The organism is Arthrobacter sp. CJL-S3 (genome assembly GCF_056711635.1).
In genome coordinates, this window is the sequence record NZ_CM160046.1 from 1,576,758 (window position 1) to 1,593,318 (window position 16,561).

15 protein-coding genes are annotated in these 16,561 nt (G+C 64.9%); 8 read left to right on the forward strand and 7 right to left on the reverse strand.

Features of this window, described 5'->3' with window-relative positions; translation table 11 throughout:
* Positions 1–27: 27 nt before the first annotated feature.
* The 4 genes from AC06G6_RS07060 to AC06G6_RS07075 all read left to right on the forward strand — a co-directional run bounded on the left by AC06G6_RS07060 (position 28) and on the right by AC06G6_RS07075 (position 3,587).
* Positions 28–516, forward strand: coding sequence for an 8-oxo-dGTP diphosphatase (locus tag AC06G6_RS07060; RefSeq protein ID WP_479827621.1), 489 nt, complete (start codon positions 28–30; stop codon positions 514–516).
* 69 nt (positions 517–585) lie between these two features.
* Positions 586–1,110 (forward strand): RNA polymerase sigma factor, encoded by a 525-nt coding sequence (locus AC06G6_RS07065; RefSeq protein WP_479827623.1) that lies wholly within the window; start codon positions 586–588, stop codon positions 1,108–1,110.
* 1 nt (position 1,111) lies between these two features.
* Positions 1,112–2,614 (forward strand): hypothetical protein, encoded by a 1,503-nt coding sequence (locus AC06G6_RS07070; protein WP_479827625.1) that lies wholly within the window; start codon positions 1,112–1,114, stop codon positions 2,612–2,614.
* Positions 2,615–2,642: 28 nt separating this feature from the next.
* Positions 2,643–3,587, forward strand: coding sequence for a hypothetical protein (locus AC06G6_RS07075; protein WP_479827628.1), 945 nt, complete (start codon positions 2,643–2,645; stop codon positions 3,585–3,587).
* A 72-nt stretch (positions 3,588–3,659) separates the two neighbouring features.
* Here the strand turns inward: AC06G6_RS07075 and AC06G6_RS07080 are convergent, their stop codons facing one another.
* From AC06G6_RS07080 to AC06G6_RS07095, 4 genes are all read right to left on the reverse strand, one after another.
* Complete coding sequence (locus AC06G6_RS07080) at positions 3,660–4,799, reverse strand: bifunctional 2-methylcitrate synthase/citrate synthase (RefSeq protein ID WP_307463362.1); 1,140 nt, start codon at positions 4,797–4,799, stop codon at positions 3,660–3,662.
* A gap of 64 nt (positions 4,800–4,863) precedes the next feature.
* Entirely contained in the window at positions 4,864–5,766 is a 903-nt protein-coding gene (gene prpB, locus AC06G6_RS07085; RefSeq protein WP_479827631.1) for a methylisocitrate lyase, read from the reverse strand.
* Complete coding sequence (locus AC06G6_RS07090; protein ID WP_479827633.1) at positions 5,767–7,287, reverse strand: MmgE/PrpD family protein; 1,521 nt, start codon at positions 7,285–7,287, stop codon at positions 5,767–5,769. It abuts the gene before it with no gap.
* Positions 7,288–7,330: 43 nt separating this feature from the next.
* Positions 7,331–7,972, reverse strand: coding sequence for a GntR family transcriptional regulator (locus AC06G6_RS07095; RefSeq protein WP_479827635.1), 642 nt, complete (start codon positions 7,970–7,972; stop codon positions 7,331–7,333).
* Positions 7,973–8,146: 174 nt separating this feature from the next.
* Between AC06G6_RS07095 and AC06G6_RS07100 the strand changes: the two genes are divergently transcribed.
* A complete protein-coding gene (locus AC06G6_RS07100) occupies positions 8,147–10,048 on the forward strand; it encodes a propionyl-CoA synthetase (RefSeq protein WP_479827637.1) in 1,902 nt (633 codons plus the stop codon).
* 741 nt (positions 10,049–10,789) lie between these two features.
* On the opposite strand, the gene AC06G6_RS07105 is transcribed toward AC06G6_RS07100, so the two are convergent.
* The 3 genes from AC06G6_RS07105 to AC06G6_RS07115 all read right to left on the reverse strand — a co-directional run bounded on the left by AC06G6_RS07105 (position 10,790) and on the right by AC06G6_RS07115 (position 13,004).
* Positions 10,790–11,449, reverse strand: coding sequence for a Type 1 glutamine amidotransferase-like domain-containing protein (locus AC06G6_RS07105; protein ID WP_479827639.1), 660 nt, complete (start codon positions 11,447–11,449; stop codon positions 10,790–10,792).
* Positions 11,450–11,740: 291 nt separating this feature from the next.
* Complete coding sequence (locus AC06G6_RS07110; RefSeq protein ID WP_479827640.1) at positions 11,741–12,214, reverse strand: hypothetical protein; 474 nt, start codon at positions 12,212–12,214, stop codon at positions 11,741–11,743.
* A gap of 289 nt (positions 12,215–12,503) precedes the next feature.
* Positions 12,504–13,004, reverse strand: coding sequence for a MepB family protein (locus AC06G6_RS07115; protein WP_479827642.1), 501 nt, complete (start codon positions 13,002–13,004; stop codon positions 12,504–12,506).
* A gap of 106 nt (positions 13,005–13,110) precedes the next feature.
* On the opposite strand from AC06G6_RS07115, the gene AC06G6_RS07120 reads away from it, so the two are divergent.
* The 3 genes from AC06G6_RS07120 (at position 13,111) to AC06G6_RS07130 (ending at position 15,933) form a co-directional block, all read left to right on the forward strand.
* The gene (locus AC06G6_RS07120) at positions 13,111–13,755 is read left to right on the forward strand and encodes a methyltransferase domain-containing protein (RefSeq protein ID WP_479827644.1); all 645 of its coding nucleotides are present in this window, start codon (positions 13,111–13,113) and stop codon (positions 13,753–13,755) included.
* 509 nt (positions 13,756–14,264) lie between these two features.
* The gene (locus tag AC06G6_RS07125; protein ID WP_479827646.1) at positions 14,265–14,717 is read left to right on the forward strand and encodes a DUF5956 family protein; all 453 of its coding nucleotides are present in this window, start codon (positions 14,265–14,267) and stop codon (positions 14,715–14,717) included.
* Positions 14,718–15,453: 736 nt separating this feature from the next.
* The gene (locus AC06G6_RS07130; RefSeq protein ID WP_479827649.1) at positions 15,454–15,933 is read left to right on the forward strand and encodes a hypothetical protein; all 480 of its coding nucleotides are present in this window, start codon (positions 15,454–15,456) and stop codon (positions 15,931–15,933) included.
* Positions 15,934–16,561: the final 628 nt, after the last annotated feature.

Sequence of the window (16,561 nt, forward strand, 5' to 3'; positions counted from 1 at the left end):
GCGCAGCGCGCCATTAGGCTTGGCTTTATGGCCTCCACTCCCGTCACCTTATGCTTCCTGCTCCGCGAAACAGACTCCCGCACCGAAGTGCTGCTGGGGCTGAAGCGGACCGGGTTCGGCACGGGCAAGATCGTGGGCATTGGCGGCCACGTTGAGCCGGGGGAGAGCGACGCCGAAGCCGTCGTGCGTGAAGTCTGGGAAGAAGCCGGAGTCCTCGTCCGGCAGGAGGACCTGGCCGACGCCGGCGTCATCGAGTTCCTCTTCCCGACCCGCCCCGAGTGGAATATGTACTGCCGGCTCTTCACCACGCGGCGCTGGGAAGGCGAGCCGGCGGAGAGCCCCGAGATAACGCCCGAGTGGTTCGATACCGGGGCGCTGCCGCTGCATCTGATGTGGCAGGACGCGGAGCACTGGCTGCCTGCCGCCCTGGCCGGCGAGGTGCACGACGTCGTGGTGGTCCTGAACGAGGACAACGAGAGTGTGGCATCGGTCGAAAGACTTTCCGGGGAAATGTAACCCCGGCGCACCGGCCGGAAACAACACAGGTAGCCTGCAGCTCAGGACACTACTTTTCAGGGGGACATCGTGCTTTCCGAGCGCGAACTGGCGTTCATCGCCATTCACAAAGACAGCTATCCGCGGGTCTACCGCTTTGTGCGACGGCGGGTGGAATCGGCCGAGATGGCGGAGGAACTGGCCGCGGACGTCTTCCGGGTGGTGTGGCAGAAGTGGGGCGAGGAGCCGCGGTCGGACATGGCCTGGCTGCTGACCGTGGCCCGCAACCTGGTGGGCAACGCCTACCGGAGCCGGGACCGCCAGCAGGCGCTGCAGGACAAGCTCAGGGCCGCCGCCGTGGTCAGGGGCGGCGAGGACTCCGACAACGTCGCCGTCCAGGATGCCATGGCGCAATTGCGGGACAAGGACCGGGACATCCTCCAGCTCGCGTACTGGGACGAACTCAGCATCGCGGAAATCGCTGGTGTCCTGCAATGCAGTGAATCCGCAGCCAAGGTCCGCCTGCACCGGGCACGGGCTGCCTTCCGAAAGCACATGCCGCTCGGTGCCGAATCGATGATGGCTGAAGCGACCACACAGAAGATGGGTGCCTGAAATGGATCCGATCAAGAACAGAATTTCCGCCGCCGACCCCATGCGCAACGATCCGCCTGTGCCCGACGGCGCTGCGGCCCTGCACCGGATGCTCACCGAACCGGCCGCCTTCAGCGATACAGGCCTGGCCGGTGTCGCTTCCCTGGATGAAGTCCGCCGACGCCGGCGTGCCCGGATCGCCGGGGCCATGACCATCGCGGTGGCAGCCGTGGCCGCGGGCGTCCTGGTTGCCACCAACCTCGGTGCGCTCACCACGGCGCCGGAACCGGCGAGCAGCGTCGTGGCGACGGAGTCCCTGGCCCCCGCCGGTCCTTCGCCGACGCCGACCGCCACGCCGAGCGCCACGCCCGTGCCCGCGCCGGCCGTCTGGACCACGTTTACCGACTCCAGCGGACAGGCCACGTTCGAACACCCTGCGGACTGGAGGGTAGCTGAGTCCGTGCTGGCGGCCGGGACGGGACTGGGCTACTGGGCCAGTGACATCACCGTCACGAATGCCGCCGGAAAACAGGTCGCCAGGCTGCGCACTGTCCCGCAGGCATCCGGAACGGGGGCGCCGGCGGTGCCTTACCAGACCCTCGACGCCGTGACCCTGGACATCCCGCAGGCGCCCTCCGGCGGCGCCCGGACGGGCCTGACCCAGTTCAAGTTCCGCATCCTCGAAGGAGCGGCGGTGTACGGTGCGCTGACGATCGACTCCAGCGGCGCGCCGGCGTCGGGGAACGCGGGCCAGTTGCTGTCCTCGGTCCGGACCCCTGAGGGGGTGCCGGCCATCACCTTCGGGACGGGCCAGGTCCTGGCCGCTGACGGCCGCGACGCCCTGACGTTCGGGTCCGTGGCCGAGGCGAAAGCCTATATGGCCTCGCAGGAGTACCGGGACGTGAAGCGCATGCTCATTTCGCTGGCACTCCGTCCCGTGCAGAAGCAGCCCGTTCAGACGCAGCCCGTCCAGAAGCAGCCAGTCTGGCAGAACTACACCAGCGCCAACGGGCTGGGCAGCTTTGACTACCCGGACAACTGGCAGGTGGCCAGCCGCGAAGACGGCCGCTACACCGACGTGACCGACGAGAACGGCCGCGTGCTGCTGACCCTGGGTTTCAACCAGACCCGCAACCGCCCGAACCTCATTTCCCCGTGCACGGCCTTCACCGTGCTGGACAGCGCGGCCATGACCTTCCCGTCCAGCAGGCAGGGCGAGCGGGCCATCAATCCCCAGTTCATCTTCCGGGTGTGGGACGTCAGCCAGCTCGGACAGCCGGCGGTCCCGTTCGTCGGGAACCTGGGCATTGCGGATGAGAGCTGGGGAGTGGACGGAACCACCTGCGATCCGCAGAACGTCGTCAGCGGCCTGCCCTCCGGTGAGTACTTCTTCGCCCAGAACTACAACACCGGCGCCGCGTCGGACCTGAAGTTCCAGTCCCTCGAAGAGGCGCGCCGCTACATGGAAACGGCAGAGTTCGCAACGCTCAAGCGCATTGTGATGTCACTGAAGATCAACGGCTAAACGGCAACCGACACATAGGGGATATGACATGGATACAACCAGGGACATCACCCCGGGGACGGCAACATTCAGCGACGACGGCACAACGGGGGATTCCGCCGCCCGGGCGGCCACACGACGCCGCCGGCGGTGGGCCGGGGCGATCGTGGTGATCGCGGCGGCCGCGATCACCACGGGAGTGCTCGTGGGCAGCAACCTCGCCTCCGCGCCCGACCAGGCCGGGACTGCCGGCGGGGTGGTGGCACCGGCTGCCACCGCGACGCCCGGCATCACGCCAAGCACCACGCCGGGCACAGCCACCCCGGGCACCGCCACGCCCGGCGCCGGCACGCCGGCAGCCCCGCCGGCCACGGCCGGTGCCGTTCCGCCGGCCGACCCCTCGTCCACTCCCGTGCCGCCCGCCGAACAGTGGAAGACCTTCACGAGCGGCACCGGAAAAGTCAGCTTCGACTACCCGGCGCGGTGGACCGTCACGACGCCGCCGGGCGCCGCCGCGGCGGTGGACGTTGACGTCGCCGACGAAGCCGGCCTGGTGGTGGCGTCCCTGCACTACGGGCCGTCAGGCGGGATCGGCGGCGCGTGCCAGGGCCCGGTTCCCTACCAGGTGCTGGACTCGGTGGAACTCGCCCTGCCCTACAACCAGGCCGCCGCGGACACCATCACCCCGCGGTTCACCTTCAGGGCCCTGCTGGAAACCGGCCGCGTCACCGCGTCCTACGGCATCACGAGCAGCGCCGCCGGCAAAGACGGGACCGCGTGCATGTTCTACAACGTGGTCAGCGGCCCGCCCGAGTCGCCGCTGTACTCCTTCGCCGACGCGTTCCAGGTCAACGCCGGCGGCTCGGCGGAAGTCGGTGGCCGGAAGGGCGCCAAGACCTTCCCCTCGCTGGAAGCTGCCCGGGCCTACATGGCGACCGCCGAATACCGCGACGCCAAACGCATGATCACCTCGCTGAAGATCAACGCGGGATAGCACAACGACAAGCGGGCCGGCCACCTACCAGAGGTGACCGGCCCGCCGTCGTGCGTGCTGCAGGAACCGGGGCTAGGCCAGGTGCCGTTCCTCGACGCCGTTGTATTCGCTCAGCGGGCGGATCAGGGAATTCGAGTCCAGCTGCTCCATGATGTGCGCGGTCCAGCCGGTGATGCGGCTGGCGACGAACAGCGGAGTGAAGGTCGGGGTGTCGAAACCCATCAGGTGGTACGTGGGACCGGCCGGATAGTCGAGGTTGGGCTTGATGGCCTTGGCCTCGTCCATCGCCGACTCCAGCCCGTTGTACAGCCCCAGCAGTTCCGGCCGGCCGTAGTACGCGATCATCTTGTCCAGGGCCGCCTTCATCGTGGGCACCCGGGAGTCGCCGTGCTTGTACACGCGGTGCCCGAAGCCCATGACCTTCTTCTTGTGCGCCAGGGCGTCCTCCATCCACACCTTGGCCCGGGTGTGGGCATCCTCCAGGGACTCCTCCGGACGGATGCCGATCTCGTCGAAGGTGTGCATGACAGCCTCGTTGGCGCCGCCGTGCAGGGGGCCCTTCAGCGCGCCGATCGCTCCCGTCACGGCCGAATGCAGGTCCGAGAGCGTCGAGGTGATCACCCGGGCGGTGAACGTGGAGGCGTTGAAGGAGTGCTCGGCGTACAGGATCATCGAGACGTTGAACGCCTCGACGACCTCCTGGACCGGCTCCTCGCCGAAGGCCATCCAGAGGAAGTTGGCGGAGTAGCCCAGGTCGTCGCGGGGCTCCACGGCCTCCTGGCCGTGCCGGCGGCGCTGGTCGTAGGACACCACCGCCGGCATCGCGGCAAACAGGTCCACGGCCTTGGCCATGTTCGCCTCGCGCGAGGAGTCCTCGGCGAGCGGGTGCCGGGCACCCATCACGGAGGCCGCCGTGCGGCAGACGTCCATCGGATGCGAGGTGGTCGGCAGCGCGTCAATGACCTGCTTGACCACGGGGTCCAGTGCGCGGCCGGCGCGTTCCCGGGCCGTGAACTCCGCCAGCTGTTCCGGGTCCGGCAGTTCGCCGTTCCAGAGCAGGTAGGCGACTTCCTCGAAGCTGCACTTGGCGGCCAGCTCCTGCACGGGGTAGCCGCGGTACAGCAGTGAATTGGTGTCCGGGTTCACCTTGGACACCGCGGTGTAATCCACCACGACGCCGGCGAGGCCCTTTTTGATCTCTTGTTCAGCCATGCTGAAACTCCTTTGTTCCTGTCGCCTGTTGACCCGGCCGGAGCCGGAAGTTCGATGCGGGGGCTTACTGACCCGGGATCTGGAAATTGAAGACCCCGGTATCGAAGCTGTTGTACGCCTCGTAGTCCACGAGGTCATACAAACGCGCCCGGGTCAGCATGTTCCCGACCTGGGCCTCCTGGGTACCGTCAGCCTTGATCGATTCCAGCGTACGCTCCGCAGCGCCCATGGCACTACGGAGCAGGGTCACCGGATAGATGATCATGTTGACGCCGACGCCGGCGAGCTGCTCCACCGTGAACAGGGCGCTCTGGCCGAACTCGGTCATGTTGGCCAGGATCGGCACGTCGACGGCGTCACGGATCGCCTGGAACTCGCTGAGGTCCTTCATGGCCTCCGGGAAGATGGCGTCCGCCCCGGCCTCCACGAGCGCCCTGGCGCGGTCCTGCGTTGCCTCCAGGCCGTCCGTGGCACGGATATCGGTCCGCGCCATGATCAGGAAGTTCGGGTCACGCCGGGCATCGGCCGCCGCGCGGATACGCTTGGTGGCCGTGTCCAGGTCCACCACGTTCTTGCCGTCGAGGTGGCCGCAGCGCTTCGGGTTGAACTGGTCCTCGATATGCAGGCCGGCGAGGCCGGCGTTCTCGAGCTCCTGGACCGAGCGGGCCACGTTCATCGGCTCGCCGAAACCGGTGTCGGCGTCGACGATTGCCGGCAGGTCCGTCATCCGGGCGATCTGCCCGGCGCGGGTGGCCACCTCGGTGAGCGTGGTCAGCCCGATGTCGGGCAGGCCCAGGTCATTGGCCAGGACGGCGCCGGAGATGTAAACCCCGGCGAAGCCCTTTTCCTCGATCAGCCGGGCCGAGAGCGGGTTGAACGCGCCCGGGAACTGCTGGATCGTCCCGGAGGCCAGGAGCTCCCGGAAGCGGACCCGCTTCTGCTCCGGGGTGACCTTCGAATACAGCATTTAGAAGAGTCCCTTCGGTGCGGCGGCCAGGTCGATCACGCCGTCGGCGGCCTGGATGTTGAGCTGGTCCAGCTCGCCGGCAGCCAGCTCGGGCAGGCGGGCGGCGGCGGCCAGGAAACGCTCGATTTCCGCTTCGGCGACGAGGCCGGCGGCGAGGGTGCGGAACTTGTTCACGTACTGCTCCCGGGCGAACGGCCGGGCGCCCAGCGGGTGGGCGTCGGCGACGGCGATCTCGTCGGTGATGACCGTGCCGTCCTTGAGCGTGATGACCACGGTCCCGCCGAAGGCCTTCTCCGCGATGTCCAGGGAGTGGTAGCGGCGGGTCCATTCCGGGTCCTCGACGGTGGTGACCTTGTGCCACAGTTCCACGGTGTCCGGGCGCTGGGCGCGCTCCGGGGCGTAGGAATCAACGTGGTGCCAGGCGCCGTCCTGGAGGGCGACCGTGAAGATGTACGGGATGGAGTGGTCCAGTGTTTCGCGGCTGGCCGTGGGGCTGTACTTCTGCGGATCGTTGGCGCCGGAGCCGATCACGTAGTGCGTGTGGTGGCTGGTCTTGATCAGCACGGACTCCACATTGGCCGGGTCCGTGACCTCCGGGTGCCCGCCGTGGAGCTTCCGCGCCAGGTCGATCCACGCCTGGGCCTGGTACTCGGCCGAGTGCTCCTTGGTGTAGGTGTCCATGATGGCGCGCTTGGTTTCGCCCGGGGTCGGCAGCGGCACGGTGTAGGAGGCGTCAGGACCGTCCAGCATCCAGGCGATGACGCCGTCCTCGCCTTCGTAAATCGGCACCGGGGAGGTCTGGCCGCGCATGGCCCGGTCCGCGGACTCGACGGCCATCTTGCCGGCAAACGCGGGGGCGTGCGCCTTCCAGGTGGAGATCTCGCCCTTGCGGGACTGCCGGGTGGCGGTGGTGGTGTGCAGGGCCTGGCCGATGGACTGGAAGATGGTCTCGACGTCGAGGCCCAGGAGGGTGCCGATGCCGGCGGCGGCGGAGGGGCCGAGGTGCGCGACATGGTCGATCTTGTGCTTGTGCAGGCAGATGGCCTTGACCAGGTTGACCTGGATCTCGTAGCCGGTGGCGATGCCGCGGATCAGGTCCTGGCCGCTGGAGCCCACGTGCTGGGCGACGGCGAGGATCGGCGGAATGTTGTCGCCCGGGTGGGAGTAGTCCGCGGCGAGGAAGGTGTCGTGGTAGTCGAGCTCACGGACGGCCACGCCGTTGGCCCAGGCGGCCCACTCGGGGGCCACCCGCTCTTCGATGCCGAAGACCTTCGAGCCCTTGCCTCCGGTGGTGGGGCCGTGGGTCAGGGCCTGCGCGCGGGCCGCAACGATCGGGGCGCGGTTCAGCGAGGCGATGGCCACCGAGGCGTTGTCGATCACCCGGTTGATCACCATGTCGGTGACCTCGGCGGAGACGGCGACGGGATCGGCGGCCACCTGGGCGATCTTGAACGCGAGCTGGTCCTCGCGGGGCAGGTTTTCCTCGCTCTTGTAAACGCGGACGTGGTGTTCCTTGACCATGATGCTCCTTTTAGTGCGGTGGATTTAGTGCGGTGGGTGCGTGCTATTGAGGTGTATGCGTGGCTTTGACGTGGGAAAGGCTGCGGTGCAGGTGGAGCGTGGTGGCGGCCTCCGCCAGCCGGGGGTTGCCGGCGGCGATCGCCTCGGCGATGGCGGCATGTTCGGCGGCAGCGGCGGTGAGCCGTTCGGCGTCGTCGGCCGCCAGCCGGCGGACCCGGACCAGGTGGACGCGCAGGCTGCGCATCGCCTGGGCGAGGTACGAGTTGTGGATCGCGGCGTCGATGGCCGAGTCCAGCCGTCCGACCAGGCCGTAGTAGTCGTGCCGGGCCGGATCCCCGGCGCTGATCAGCGAGGGGGCCTGGGAAAGTTCGTTGCGGAGCTGTTCGAAGGTGGCGGCATCGCCGCGTTCGGCGGCCAGCGCCGCCGCCTTGCCCTCGAGGGTTTCGCGCAGCTCGAAGAGTTCGTCGATGTCCTCCAGCGAGATGTCGGTGACGACGACGCCGCGGCCGCCCGCCGTCGTCGTCAGGCCCTCCGCGGTGAGCCGGCTCAGGGCCTCCCGCAGCGGGGTGCGGGAGATGCCGAGCCGCTCGGACTGCTCCACTTCGGCGAGCACCGTTCCCGGCGCCAGGCGCCACTCGATGATGTCGTCGCGCAGGGCGGCATAGGCCTTGTCGCTGGCGCGCATCCTGCCTCCTTCGTTGGCTGACGATGTCCAGTGTATACACGGATGTTCCTTTTGCCCAGCATTTGGCGCAAATTTGGTTCACCGGCGGCACCTTTGTATACACAAGCCTTGTGCCGTGCGCCCGGACGGGGCTACCATGAGCACCATCACATCGTCGTGGACGGGACTCATTTCATGGTTAGCAAGAATTACCGGGACAGCTACGCACGCAGCCTGGATATGCCCGAAGCATTCTGGCTGGAAGCCGCAGCAAAGATCTCGTGGACCACTCCACCGCAGCGCGCCCTCGATTCCGGCCGGAAGCCGCTGTACGACTGGTTCCCCGATGGCGTGCTCAACACGTCCTACAACGCGCTGGACCGCCACGTGGAGGAGGGGAGGGGCGGGCAGGACGCCCTGATCTACGACTCCGCCATGCTCGGCACGCAGCAGCGCTTCAGCTATGCGGAGCTCACGGACCTCGTCGCCCGGTTCGCCGGGGTCCTGCGCAGCCACGGCGTGGGCAAGGGCGACCGGGTCGTGATCTACATGCCGATGATCCCCGAGGCCGCCATCGCAATGCTCGCCACCGCCCGGCTCGGCGCCGTGCACTCCGTTGTCTTCGGCGGCTTCGCCCCCAAGGAACTCGCCGCCCGCATCCGCGACGCCGCCCCCGCCGCGGTGGTCACCGCCTCCGGCGGCATCGAACCCTCGCGCCGGATCGAGTACCTCCCCGCCGTCGGGGAAGCCCTCGGCCTGGCCGGCGTGCCGGACACCCCCGTCCTGGTGAAGGCGCGCGACGGCTTCGCCTCCTCGGTCGCCGACCACGCCGGCTGGCTGGACTGGGACACCGAGATGGCCTCCGCCGCGCCCGCCGCGCCGGTGGACGTCAAGGCCACCGATCCGCTCTACATCCTCTACACCTCCGGAACCACCGGCGCCCCCAAGGGCGTCGTGCGGGACAACGGCGGCCACGCCGTGGCGCTCAGCTGGACCCTGGAGAACATCTACGACATCGGACCCGGCGACGTGATGTGGACGGCGTCCGACGTCGGCTGGGTGGTGGGGCATTCCTACATCGTCTACGGCCCGCTGCTGGCCGGCGCCACGACCGTCCTCTACGAAGGCAAGCCCGTCGGCACTCCCGACGCCGGGGCATTCTGGCGCGTCATCCAGGACCACAAGGTCAACGTGCTGTTCACCGCGCCCACCGCCCTGCGCGCCATCCGGAAGGCCGACCCCGAGGCCAGCCTGCTCGGCGGATACGACATTTCCAGCCTGCGCACCCTGTTTGCCGCCGGTGAACGGCTCGACACCGACACCTTCCACTGGGCCTCCCGGATCCTGGGCGTCCCGGTCGTGGACCACTGGTGGCAGACCGAGACCGGCTGGGCCATCTGCGCCAACCCGCGCGGGCTCGACGGCCTGCCGATCAAGGCAGGCTCGCCCAGTGTGCCGATGCCGGGCTTCAAGCTGAACATCGTCGACGGAGCGGGGACGGACGTCGAGGCGGGGACGGAGGGCAACATCGTCCTGGCGCTTCCGCTGCCGCCGGGCACACTGACGACGCTCTGGGGCAACGACGAACGCTACATCTCCTCGTACCTGCAGGCGTTCGAGGGCTACTACGCCACCGGCGACTCCGGCTACCGGGATGAGGACGGCTACCTCTTTGTGATGGGCCGCACCGACGACATCATCAACGTCGCCGGCCACCGCCTGTCCACCGGCGCCATGGAGCAGGTCATCGGCCAGCACCCGGCCGTTGCCGAATGCGCCGTGATCGGACTCGCGGACCCGTTGAAGGGCCAGCGCCCCAGCGGCTATGTGGTGCTCAAATCAGGGGTCGACGTGCCCAAGGAGATCCTGGTCAAGGACCTCATCGCGCTGGTCCGGCGCGACATCGGCGCCGTTGCCGACTTCAAGCACGTCACCGTGGTGGAAGCCCTGCCCAAGACCCGTTCCGGCAAGATCCTGCGCAAGACCATGCGCCAGATCGCCGACGGCGAGGACTACGTGGTGCCCTCGACGATCGAGGACGCCGGCGTGATCGACCAGCTCATCGGAACGCTCCGGCCCGCCGCCACGGGGGAGTAGCTGCGGAGGAGCGGTGTTACGTGTCACGCTGAGCAGGCTTTTGGATCCCCCTTTGGCTCCGACGGCGTGATTCCGCTGTCGGGGCCGGGCGTCAGCGGCGAAAGTCTGCAATGAGTGACGGGTTATCTTCCGGCTGTCGCAGTTCTCCCCGGCCCCCGGTAGGGGCAGTGTCAGTTTCCGAAGTCCGTATGGGGAACCCGTTCGGGAACAGTCAGCAGGATTTCATCCGATATCAAGATGCCGCTACTGACGAACAAATATGGCAGGCCCCGATCATCTGCTCTTGGGTTCCCAGTCCATCCGGAGGCGGCCGGCGTTGAATTCACGCAGCACCATCTTGGCTTCGAAGGACCCGACGCCGCCCGACTCAGTCCGAGCTGGGCACGCTGCATCCGATCGACATGCGTGTTCCATCGTCTCGCACGCGCGTCGCTTGCCAACGAGATCGAGTCCATGGCCACCAACTCGACCAGGTACGCGTCGGTCCACTTGCTGAGGTCGTCAGGATTCACGCCGTAACCTTCTCACATAGAACAGCCCTTCAATCGGCGCGGCCGACTACTCCGGGCCCATGAATTTTCGCACCGGACATGCCAATCGCCGATCCATTGCCGGGCTGCGGCCTTAGGTGAGGGAGTCAACAAGTTCGGGGGCAGTCCCAACCTGCCCGTTTTCGCTGCGGACAATCCCTGTTCCTGCTGTGCACAAGAGCCATGCGACGTCCCAAAGGCTGGGCACCTATCACCCGAACTTCTTCCATCGTCCTTCGGAAACCACCTCGACGGAGCCGTCGGCGACCTTGATAGCTGTCTGTTCGTCGATGGCGTAGGCAGGGACGCCTATATCGGCGGCCCACCGCTCTGCGTGGGCCAGAGTGTTGCCCGGAAAAGCGTCCAGGTGCGGGAAGATCGAAAAGTCCACCACCCCCAGGGTGCGATCGTCCGGAGCGGACGGCCACTCGACGAAGTATTCCCCGATCCGGGGCGTCATCACCATGCTTCCGGCACTCACTCCCACCCACACCGTGTCGGGAAGTGACGGCAGCAGCTCGGCCAGCCCGGACTCCCGCATCCAATGGGACAGGTACGTCGCGTCGCCGCCGTCGACTAGGAGCACGTCGGCTTCCCGAAGCCAGGGGACCCATCGCTCTGCGCCGATGGTGGGCAGCGCGGTGAGCTCGAGAACGCCGAGCGACGCCCAGCCCAGGCCCGACAAATGACGGGAGTCGTGCTCGGCGGCAAGTAGGCCCCGCACCGATGCCGGTCCGCACATGGGGTGACCCCACTGCGCTGTCGGGACGACCAGGGCGTGGCACTGGGCGATCGGCTTGTTGAGAAGCTGCATGAGCGCTGAGTGGATGCTCGGGTTCGTCACGCCGCCTGACGTAAGCAAGAGTTTCAAACGTGCTCCCAAAATTCGCGCGCGGATGGTGGATGTGCCTGAAACGCGGGACCGGGCTGGAATTCACCGACAGATCCGGTAAGCACGCCCGTCTGGTGCTCGACCCTTCAATAGGTACACACCCAGTAAAAATTTGTCCACACTTCGGCACGGATGCAGACCTCCATCCATGAGAGAAATACAGCCCGGCGCTGGCCGTCCCTGCTGACCGTCCCGGTAAGGGATCCCCACGTGGACGGTGCCGCAGAGGGTTATCGTCCGGAGTTCGCCCCCGCGGCTGTGAAGTGCCTGTCAAAGGCCGTCCGAAGCGTTGGAGTTCTCTGCAGGCTGACTCCATCTCAAGGGCAACCATATGTGTGAGGCAAAGAATGCCAGGACGATCCAGCCTGCTGTGAGCAGGGGCCAGTCAGGGACACGCACCGAGTATGGAGAACCGTCGAGCACTCCTGACTCTGTGAAGCCAGCCAGATAGGCGACGCCGAGCAGGGCTAGCCCCAGAAGTACCCCGGCTGCTGCAATAGCGCTGTGAGAGATCCACCAACTGAGCAGCTTCGGACTAAGCCGGATAACAAGACCGGGCAACGATACGGCGACTAGGGTGACTGCGGGCATTATCAGCGAGAGCATCAGCGAGAGTAGGAGCGCTATCGGGGCCGCAATGAACGTGGAAACCCCATCGTAGGTGTTGCCGGCTCCGAAGCTTTGCTGGATCAACGCGCTGATGACAAACAGGGCAGCGTAGGCACTCCAGAACTGTGCGGTCACCGTTCGGGCCCGAGGAGACTGTTCTCGCCTTAAATTCGATGCAGCCGGCACCCATGCGGGCGCCACTTTGTTCCAGTCTCCGGGAGTAGAAGGGTGACGCGGGGGCCCGCCAAATTCGCTGGACATGATCGGTTCCCTTCCCCAACGGCTGGCCTGTTTAGCCACGTCCCTCCCGGAAGTCTAAGGGACAGATCAAGGGCCCAGCGCGCCGACCTAATGAGGAAGACGCTTATGGACCCCAGCCCGCAATGATGCAGTTCAGCGGTGTAGGTAGCCGTTGGGGGACCGTCTAACGGGCGCTGTTGAAATCGTTTTCAGTTACGGTCCGCGACGCGTTACTCGGAGGGACCTCCGAGAACGCCGCCCCCTGTGCGCGCTGAGTGCGTGACGCTTGAGAATTCAGGTCGGTGCACCATGCGGGATAGACGCGGAAACCGCGCTTGCCGGGATGCAGGTCGGAGCTGACGTATCCGAGCGAGATCAGGTGCGCCGTGGTGAATTTGAAGACCCCGAACCGTTCCTGTTCCTCTACGAAGACGAGCAGCCCAGACATCGACTCGTCAGCCGTGAAAGGCCTGGTCGATCCGCCTTCGCCCCGCTTCCAGACCGCAACGAAGGCGCCGGGCTTCGTCGGTGTGATCCGGGCGGTGCGGATTCGCCACTGCTCCTTCCCGATGCGTGCGACCCCAGACTCGTAGTCGGTGTTCTGTTCTTCAACGTGGATGACAGGCTGCGCAGCGGCAAAAGCAGGCGCAAGGTCGATGAAGCGCTTGAATGCCTGGAAATTCACTCTCAAACTCTATGCGCTCAAGAATCCGGCCTACCCTGTCCAGTTGACGATCGGCTTCCGGGCCCTTATGCCATCCCCTCATGTTCGTTGGTGGCAGACTAGCGTGATGGGTGTCGCTGAGAAGTACGCATCAAAGATGCGGAGTTTTGCCGTCGCCGATGTCGACTTAGAAGTTGACGCTCGTTTTGTCGACATGCTCGTCCCACGCCGAGCACATGTACTCGACCTTGGATGCGGAATTGGCTCCGCCGTCAATGCGCTGAGACACCGCGGACATGAAGCCTATGGTATCGATCCATCGGAGCCTGTACTTCAGGTCGCCGCGGACCTATTCGATTCAAGTTGGTACCGGCAACTGAGGGCGGAAGATCTCTCCGATTCTTCTTTAGAGAAACTGCGCCTGCCTCTTAGCTACGAGTGCATCCTGATGGCAGGAAACGTCCCAGCCTTCCTCACTCCCATTGAGTTGCAGGCGGCCTTTAGCAATGCTGCAAGAATCCTCGCCCCTGCCGGTTTTCTAGTTACCGGGACTTCGGCTGAGGCTCGTGGCGGTCCTCGCGATCAAGACAACGTTGCAGACGCATCGGGTCTAACGCTTCAGGGCCGGTATTCGAACTGGCACCTAGGTCCATTCAATAACGACCCCTGGTGCGTCAGCGTCTACAAGGCCCCTGGTGCGTCAGCGACACCTGACGGGCCGGACGGCATGTTCATCCTCTCCTCCCTGGACACCCAAAGACCGTCCCTCTGAGGGTTGCCCTTACGGCGCGGAAGGGCTAATGGCCACCAAGGTGTCTCGATCGTAGAAGTTCTGTTTCCATGGATGCATGGAACCAGCGCAGAATCCGACTGCAACCCCTCGCCGTGTGAGTAGAACGGTCTTGCTGGCACTTATCGTCCTTTTGTCGACCTGGTTCCTGCTCTGGAGAATCCAGAGCATTCCGATGTTCTGCGCTCTTGCCTATCCCTGCCCTAGGCCTGGGGCGAGGCTCGTGCCAACGCTCCTATATGGCGGCCTGATGATCATTCCGTTCGTTTTCATCGTGTGGGTGCAGAACGGTCGTCTGAGGAAGTACCGAAATGCGATCCTTTGAACGGCGTTCGCTTGCCTAATCTTGCTGGCTCTCGTGGGCATTGCCGCGGCCCTGTTCGCCGGCGGGTTCGCCCTCGGCCTCTAACCTTCCGAAAACGTCCCGTAAAGGGATCCTCTATCGGGACGCAGGGATTGCCAGCTTCGATTAGCCGTGAAAGATGGTGAGCATGACACATGACCCGTGGGAGTGCACTGAATTGTCGGAAGCTCCTCAGGATTGGATACTTGCCACCCAGAACGGCTGGGGCGCCCTAGTCCTCTGGGCTGCCGGCCCAGGCAATTTTGCGAGGGTACGGCCAGCAGCGCGTGACCGTTTCGGTTCGTTTGTCCGTCGACTACCAGGGGGCGGAGAGCAAAGACAACCATTCATGCTGACTGAAGCCGACATGTCATCCATCGACGACGACATTGATGTTTACCTGGCCGAGGCGGACATCCCGCCGAGACCCCGCGGATTCGATTGGTACATCCGTCGCCCATTTAATTACGACTTGGACGACGAGGCGTTCTGGGGTGTCGTTTGGGCAGCCACGACCGAAAGACTTCCTGACGATGGACTGCGTCCGTCGACGATGGCAGGTCGCGCGAAAGAGGCCATGGCTAGCTTTTACAGCGATTGAGCGTCTCTCAGCCATCCCTATCGAGAAATTCGTCCCGTTTAGGGTTCCCCGAAAGGGCGAATGGGGCGGCGTTGCCCACCGGTTAGCGGGACGTATACGGGCCACCCCTCGTCCTGGTCAATCTGAAAGCTCTTACGATGCATTGGCCCGGGTTCAGCTCATGGGAAACACTTTGAAGGCATCCATATTTCGCTTCACGCCCCAAAGACATACAGACCCGTCCCGTCTCTTGACGGCTATCGACCGTCGCACTTTCAAGACGTCCACGTCTTGTGGGTATTCCTCCTGGGTATGCGCGGCAAACTCTTCTGCGAATCGGTGATTGATAAGGGGTGCAAGCTCTCGCTGCTTCCGCCATCCATAGATGGAAAAACCTAAGAACAGTGCGAACGGTATTAGCGCAATAGTGAACCAAGGCAGGTCCGGAACACTTGGTGCCCCGAATAGGTCGACACCCCACAGGATCCAGAACATCAAGAAAAAAACCGCGGCCAGAGTGCTGGCCGTTCTCGTTTTCCTCGCCTCGGGAAATGCGACTGTGAAGGCTGCACTACTGTCATCCATGAGGCACTCCGATGTCCCAACGAGTCTCCTGCCTCAGACTAATCCCATTGAGGTCGGAAAGCAGTAGGTCGCCCGCCCACAAACTGGTGACCGAACCTACCGATTGCCGGGCTAGTGATCGGCCGGATGCCCGCTCAGGGATCGCTTTCCGGCGTGGGCTCAGTATGGAATAGTGCCATCAATAACCTTGGGGGTAGAAGTGATGAAGTGCAGTCGTTTGCTGGAAATCGTTGTCGCGTCTTATCTTGTGGCGGTCCCGCTCACGGGATGCGCAGGGCAGCAGCCAAAACGCGAAGACCTGAAATCTTTTGGCTCCATTGATGAGGCCTACGCTGCCGTCGATGACGTCCTGGGCTGCGATTCAAAACCCGTTGGCGATCCGGTTGTGCCTATGGGCGATGGCGTTCGTCTCACTTCTTCTCAGAGACTCTGCTCGGAAGATGTTCAGATAGACCTCTACCCGAATCAGGACGCTCTTGAGAAGAGCTATCAAACGTGGGCTGACTCAAGCCAGGGCAAAATCCCTCTCGTTCGAGGAAGCAATTGGATGGTTGTTGACCTCAGCCAAATCGCGAGTGGCCAGCCGTCAAGCTCCAGCATCGAACGATTGGCCGAGAAATTGAACGGCGAATACGCCGTTGTCGGCAACTAGTTGGACTTATCCCGAGAGCGTCGCTAGGCGGATACCCTCGAAGGGACGTCATGGTGCCGCGCGCCCGGTCAAGGAACCCTGTGCGGGAAACTTTTCCTGGCGATTGCCTTTTAGGAGCCAAAGAGATCTTCACGCGGCAATGCGAACGTCGGCAAAAGCCGCGAGACTGCGACGCGGGCACCCGCTGTTCCTTTCGCGCCCTTAGCTGTCGAAACTAATACGGCTCCACTCGAAGGAATCACGCCAGTGCGGCTCCGCGAAGGCCCACGATGTGATCAAAGCGTGCGCGGCCCGCACGTCCGCCACGCTCGTGCTGAAGTGCTGATCCGCGCTCCCGTCGCGATACTCGACGACGTAGCTACCATCATCGTTGCGGGCAGACGGAACGGATTCCGTCGCGATCTGTCTCGGGGTCTATTAGAGTGACCGCCATGACTGAGATCGTCGCCCCTTGCTTTGCTGCCGCCGCCGCGACAACCCGTCAGCCTGGCGTGATGAGAGGATGTGCCCGGCTGGTCATCCACGGTGGAGGCTGTTTCGGACAGACGCATGCCTCCTCCACGGGGCCGAGGTCTTGATGGGGCAGAGCAGGGCACTTCCTGGCGAGACAATCCATGAAGGCATGCAC

Bases quoted from the DNA above. Each gene is read 5' to 3' on its own strand.
- prpB (WP_479827631.1), bottom strand. From the start codon at position 5,766: ATGCTGTATTCGAAGGTCACCCCGGAGCAGAAGCGGGTCCGCTTCCGG.
- AC06G6_RS07100 (WP_479827637.1), top strand. From the start codon at position 8,147: ATGGTTAGCAAGAATTACCGGGACAGCTACGCACGCAGCCTGGATATG.
- AC06G6_RS07095 (WP_479827635.1), bottom strand. From the start codon at position 7,972: ATGCGCGCCAGCGACAAGGCCTATGCCGCCCTGCGCGACGACATCATC.
- AC06G6_RS07125 (WP_479827646.1), top strand. From the start codon at position 14,265: ATGACACATGACCCGTGGGAGTGCACTGAATTGTCGGAAGCTCCTCAG.
- AC06G6_RS07060 (WP_479827621.1), top strand. From the start codon at position 28: ATGGCCTCCACTCCCGTCACCTTATGCTTCCTGCTCCGCGAAACAGAC.
- AC06G6_RS07080 (WP_307463362.1), bottom strand. From the start codon at position 4,799: ATGGCTGAACAAGAGATCAAAAAGGGCCTCGCCGGCGTCGTGGTGGAT.
- AC06G6_RS07090 (WP_479827633.1), bottom strand. From the start codon at position 7,287: ATGGTCAAGGAACACCACGTCCGCGTTTACAAGAGCGAGGAAAACCTG.
- AC06G6_RS07075 (WP_479827628.1), top strand. From the start codon at position 2,643: ATGGATACAACCAGGGACATCACCCCGGGGACGGCAACATTCAGCGAC.
- AC06G6_RS07070 (WP_479827625.1), top strand. From the start codon at position 1,112: ATGGATCCGATCAAGAACAGAATTTCCGCCGCCGACCCCATGCGCAAC.
- AC06G6_RS07120 (WP_479827644.1), top strand. From the start codon at position 13,111: ATGGGTGTCGCTGAGAAGTACGCATCAAAGATGCGGAGTTTTGCCGTC.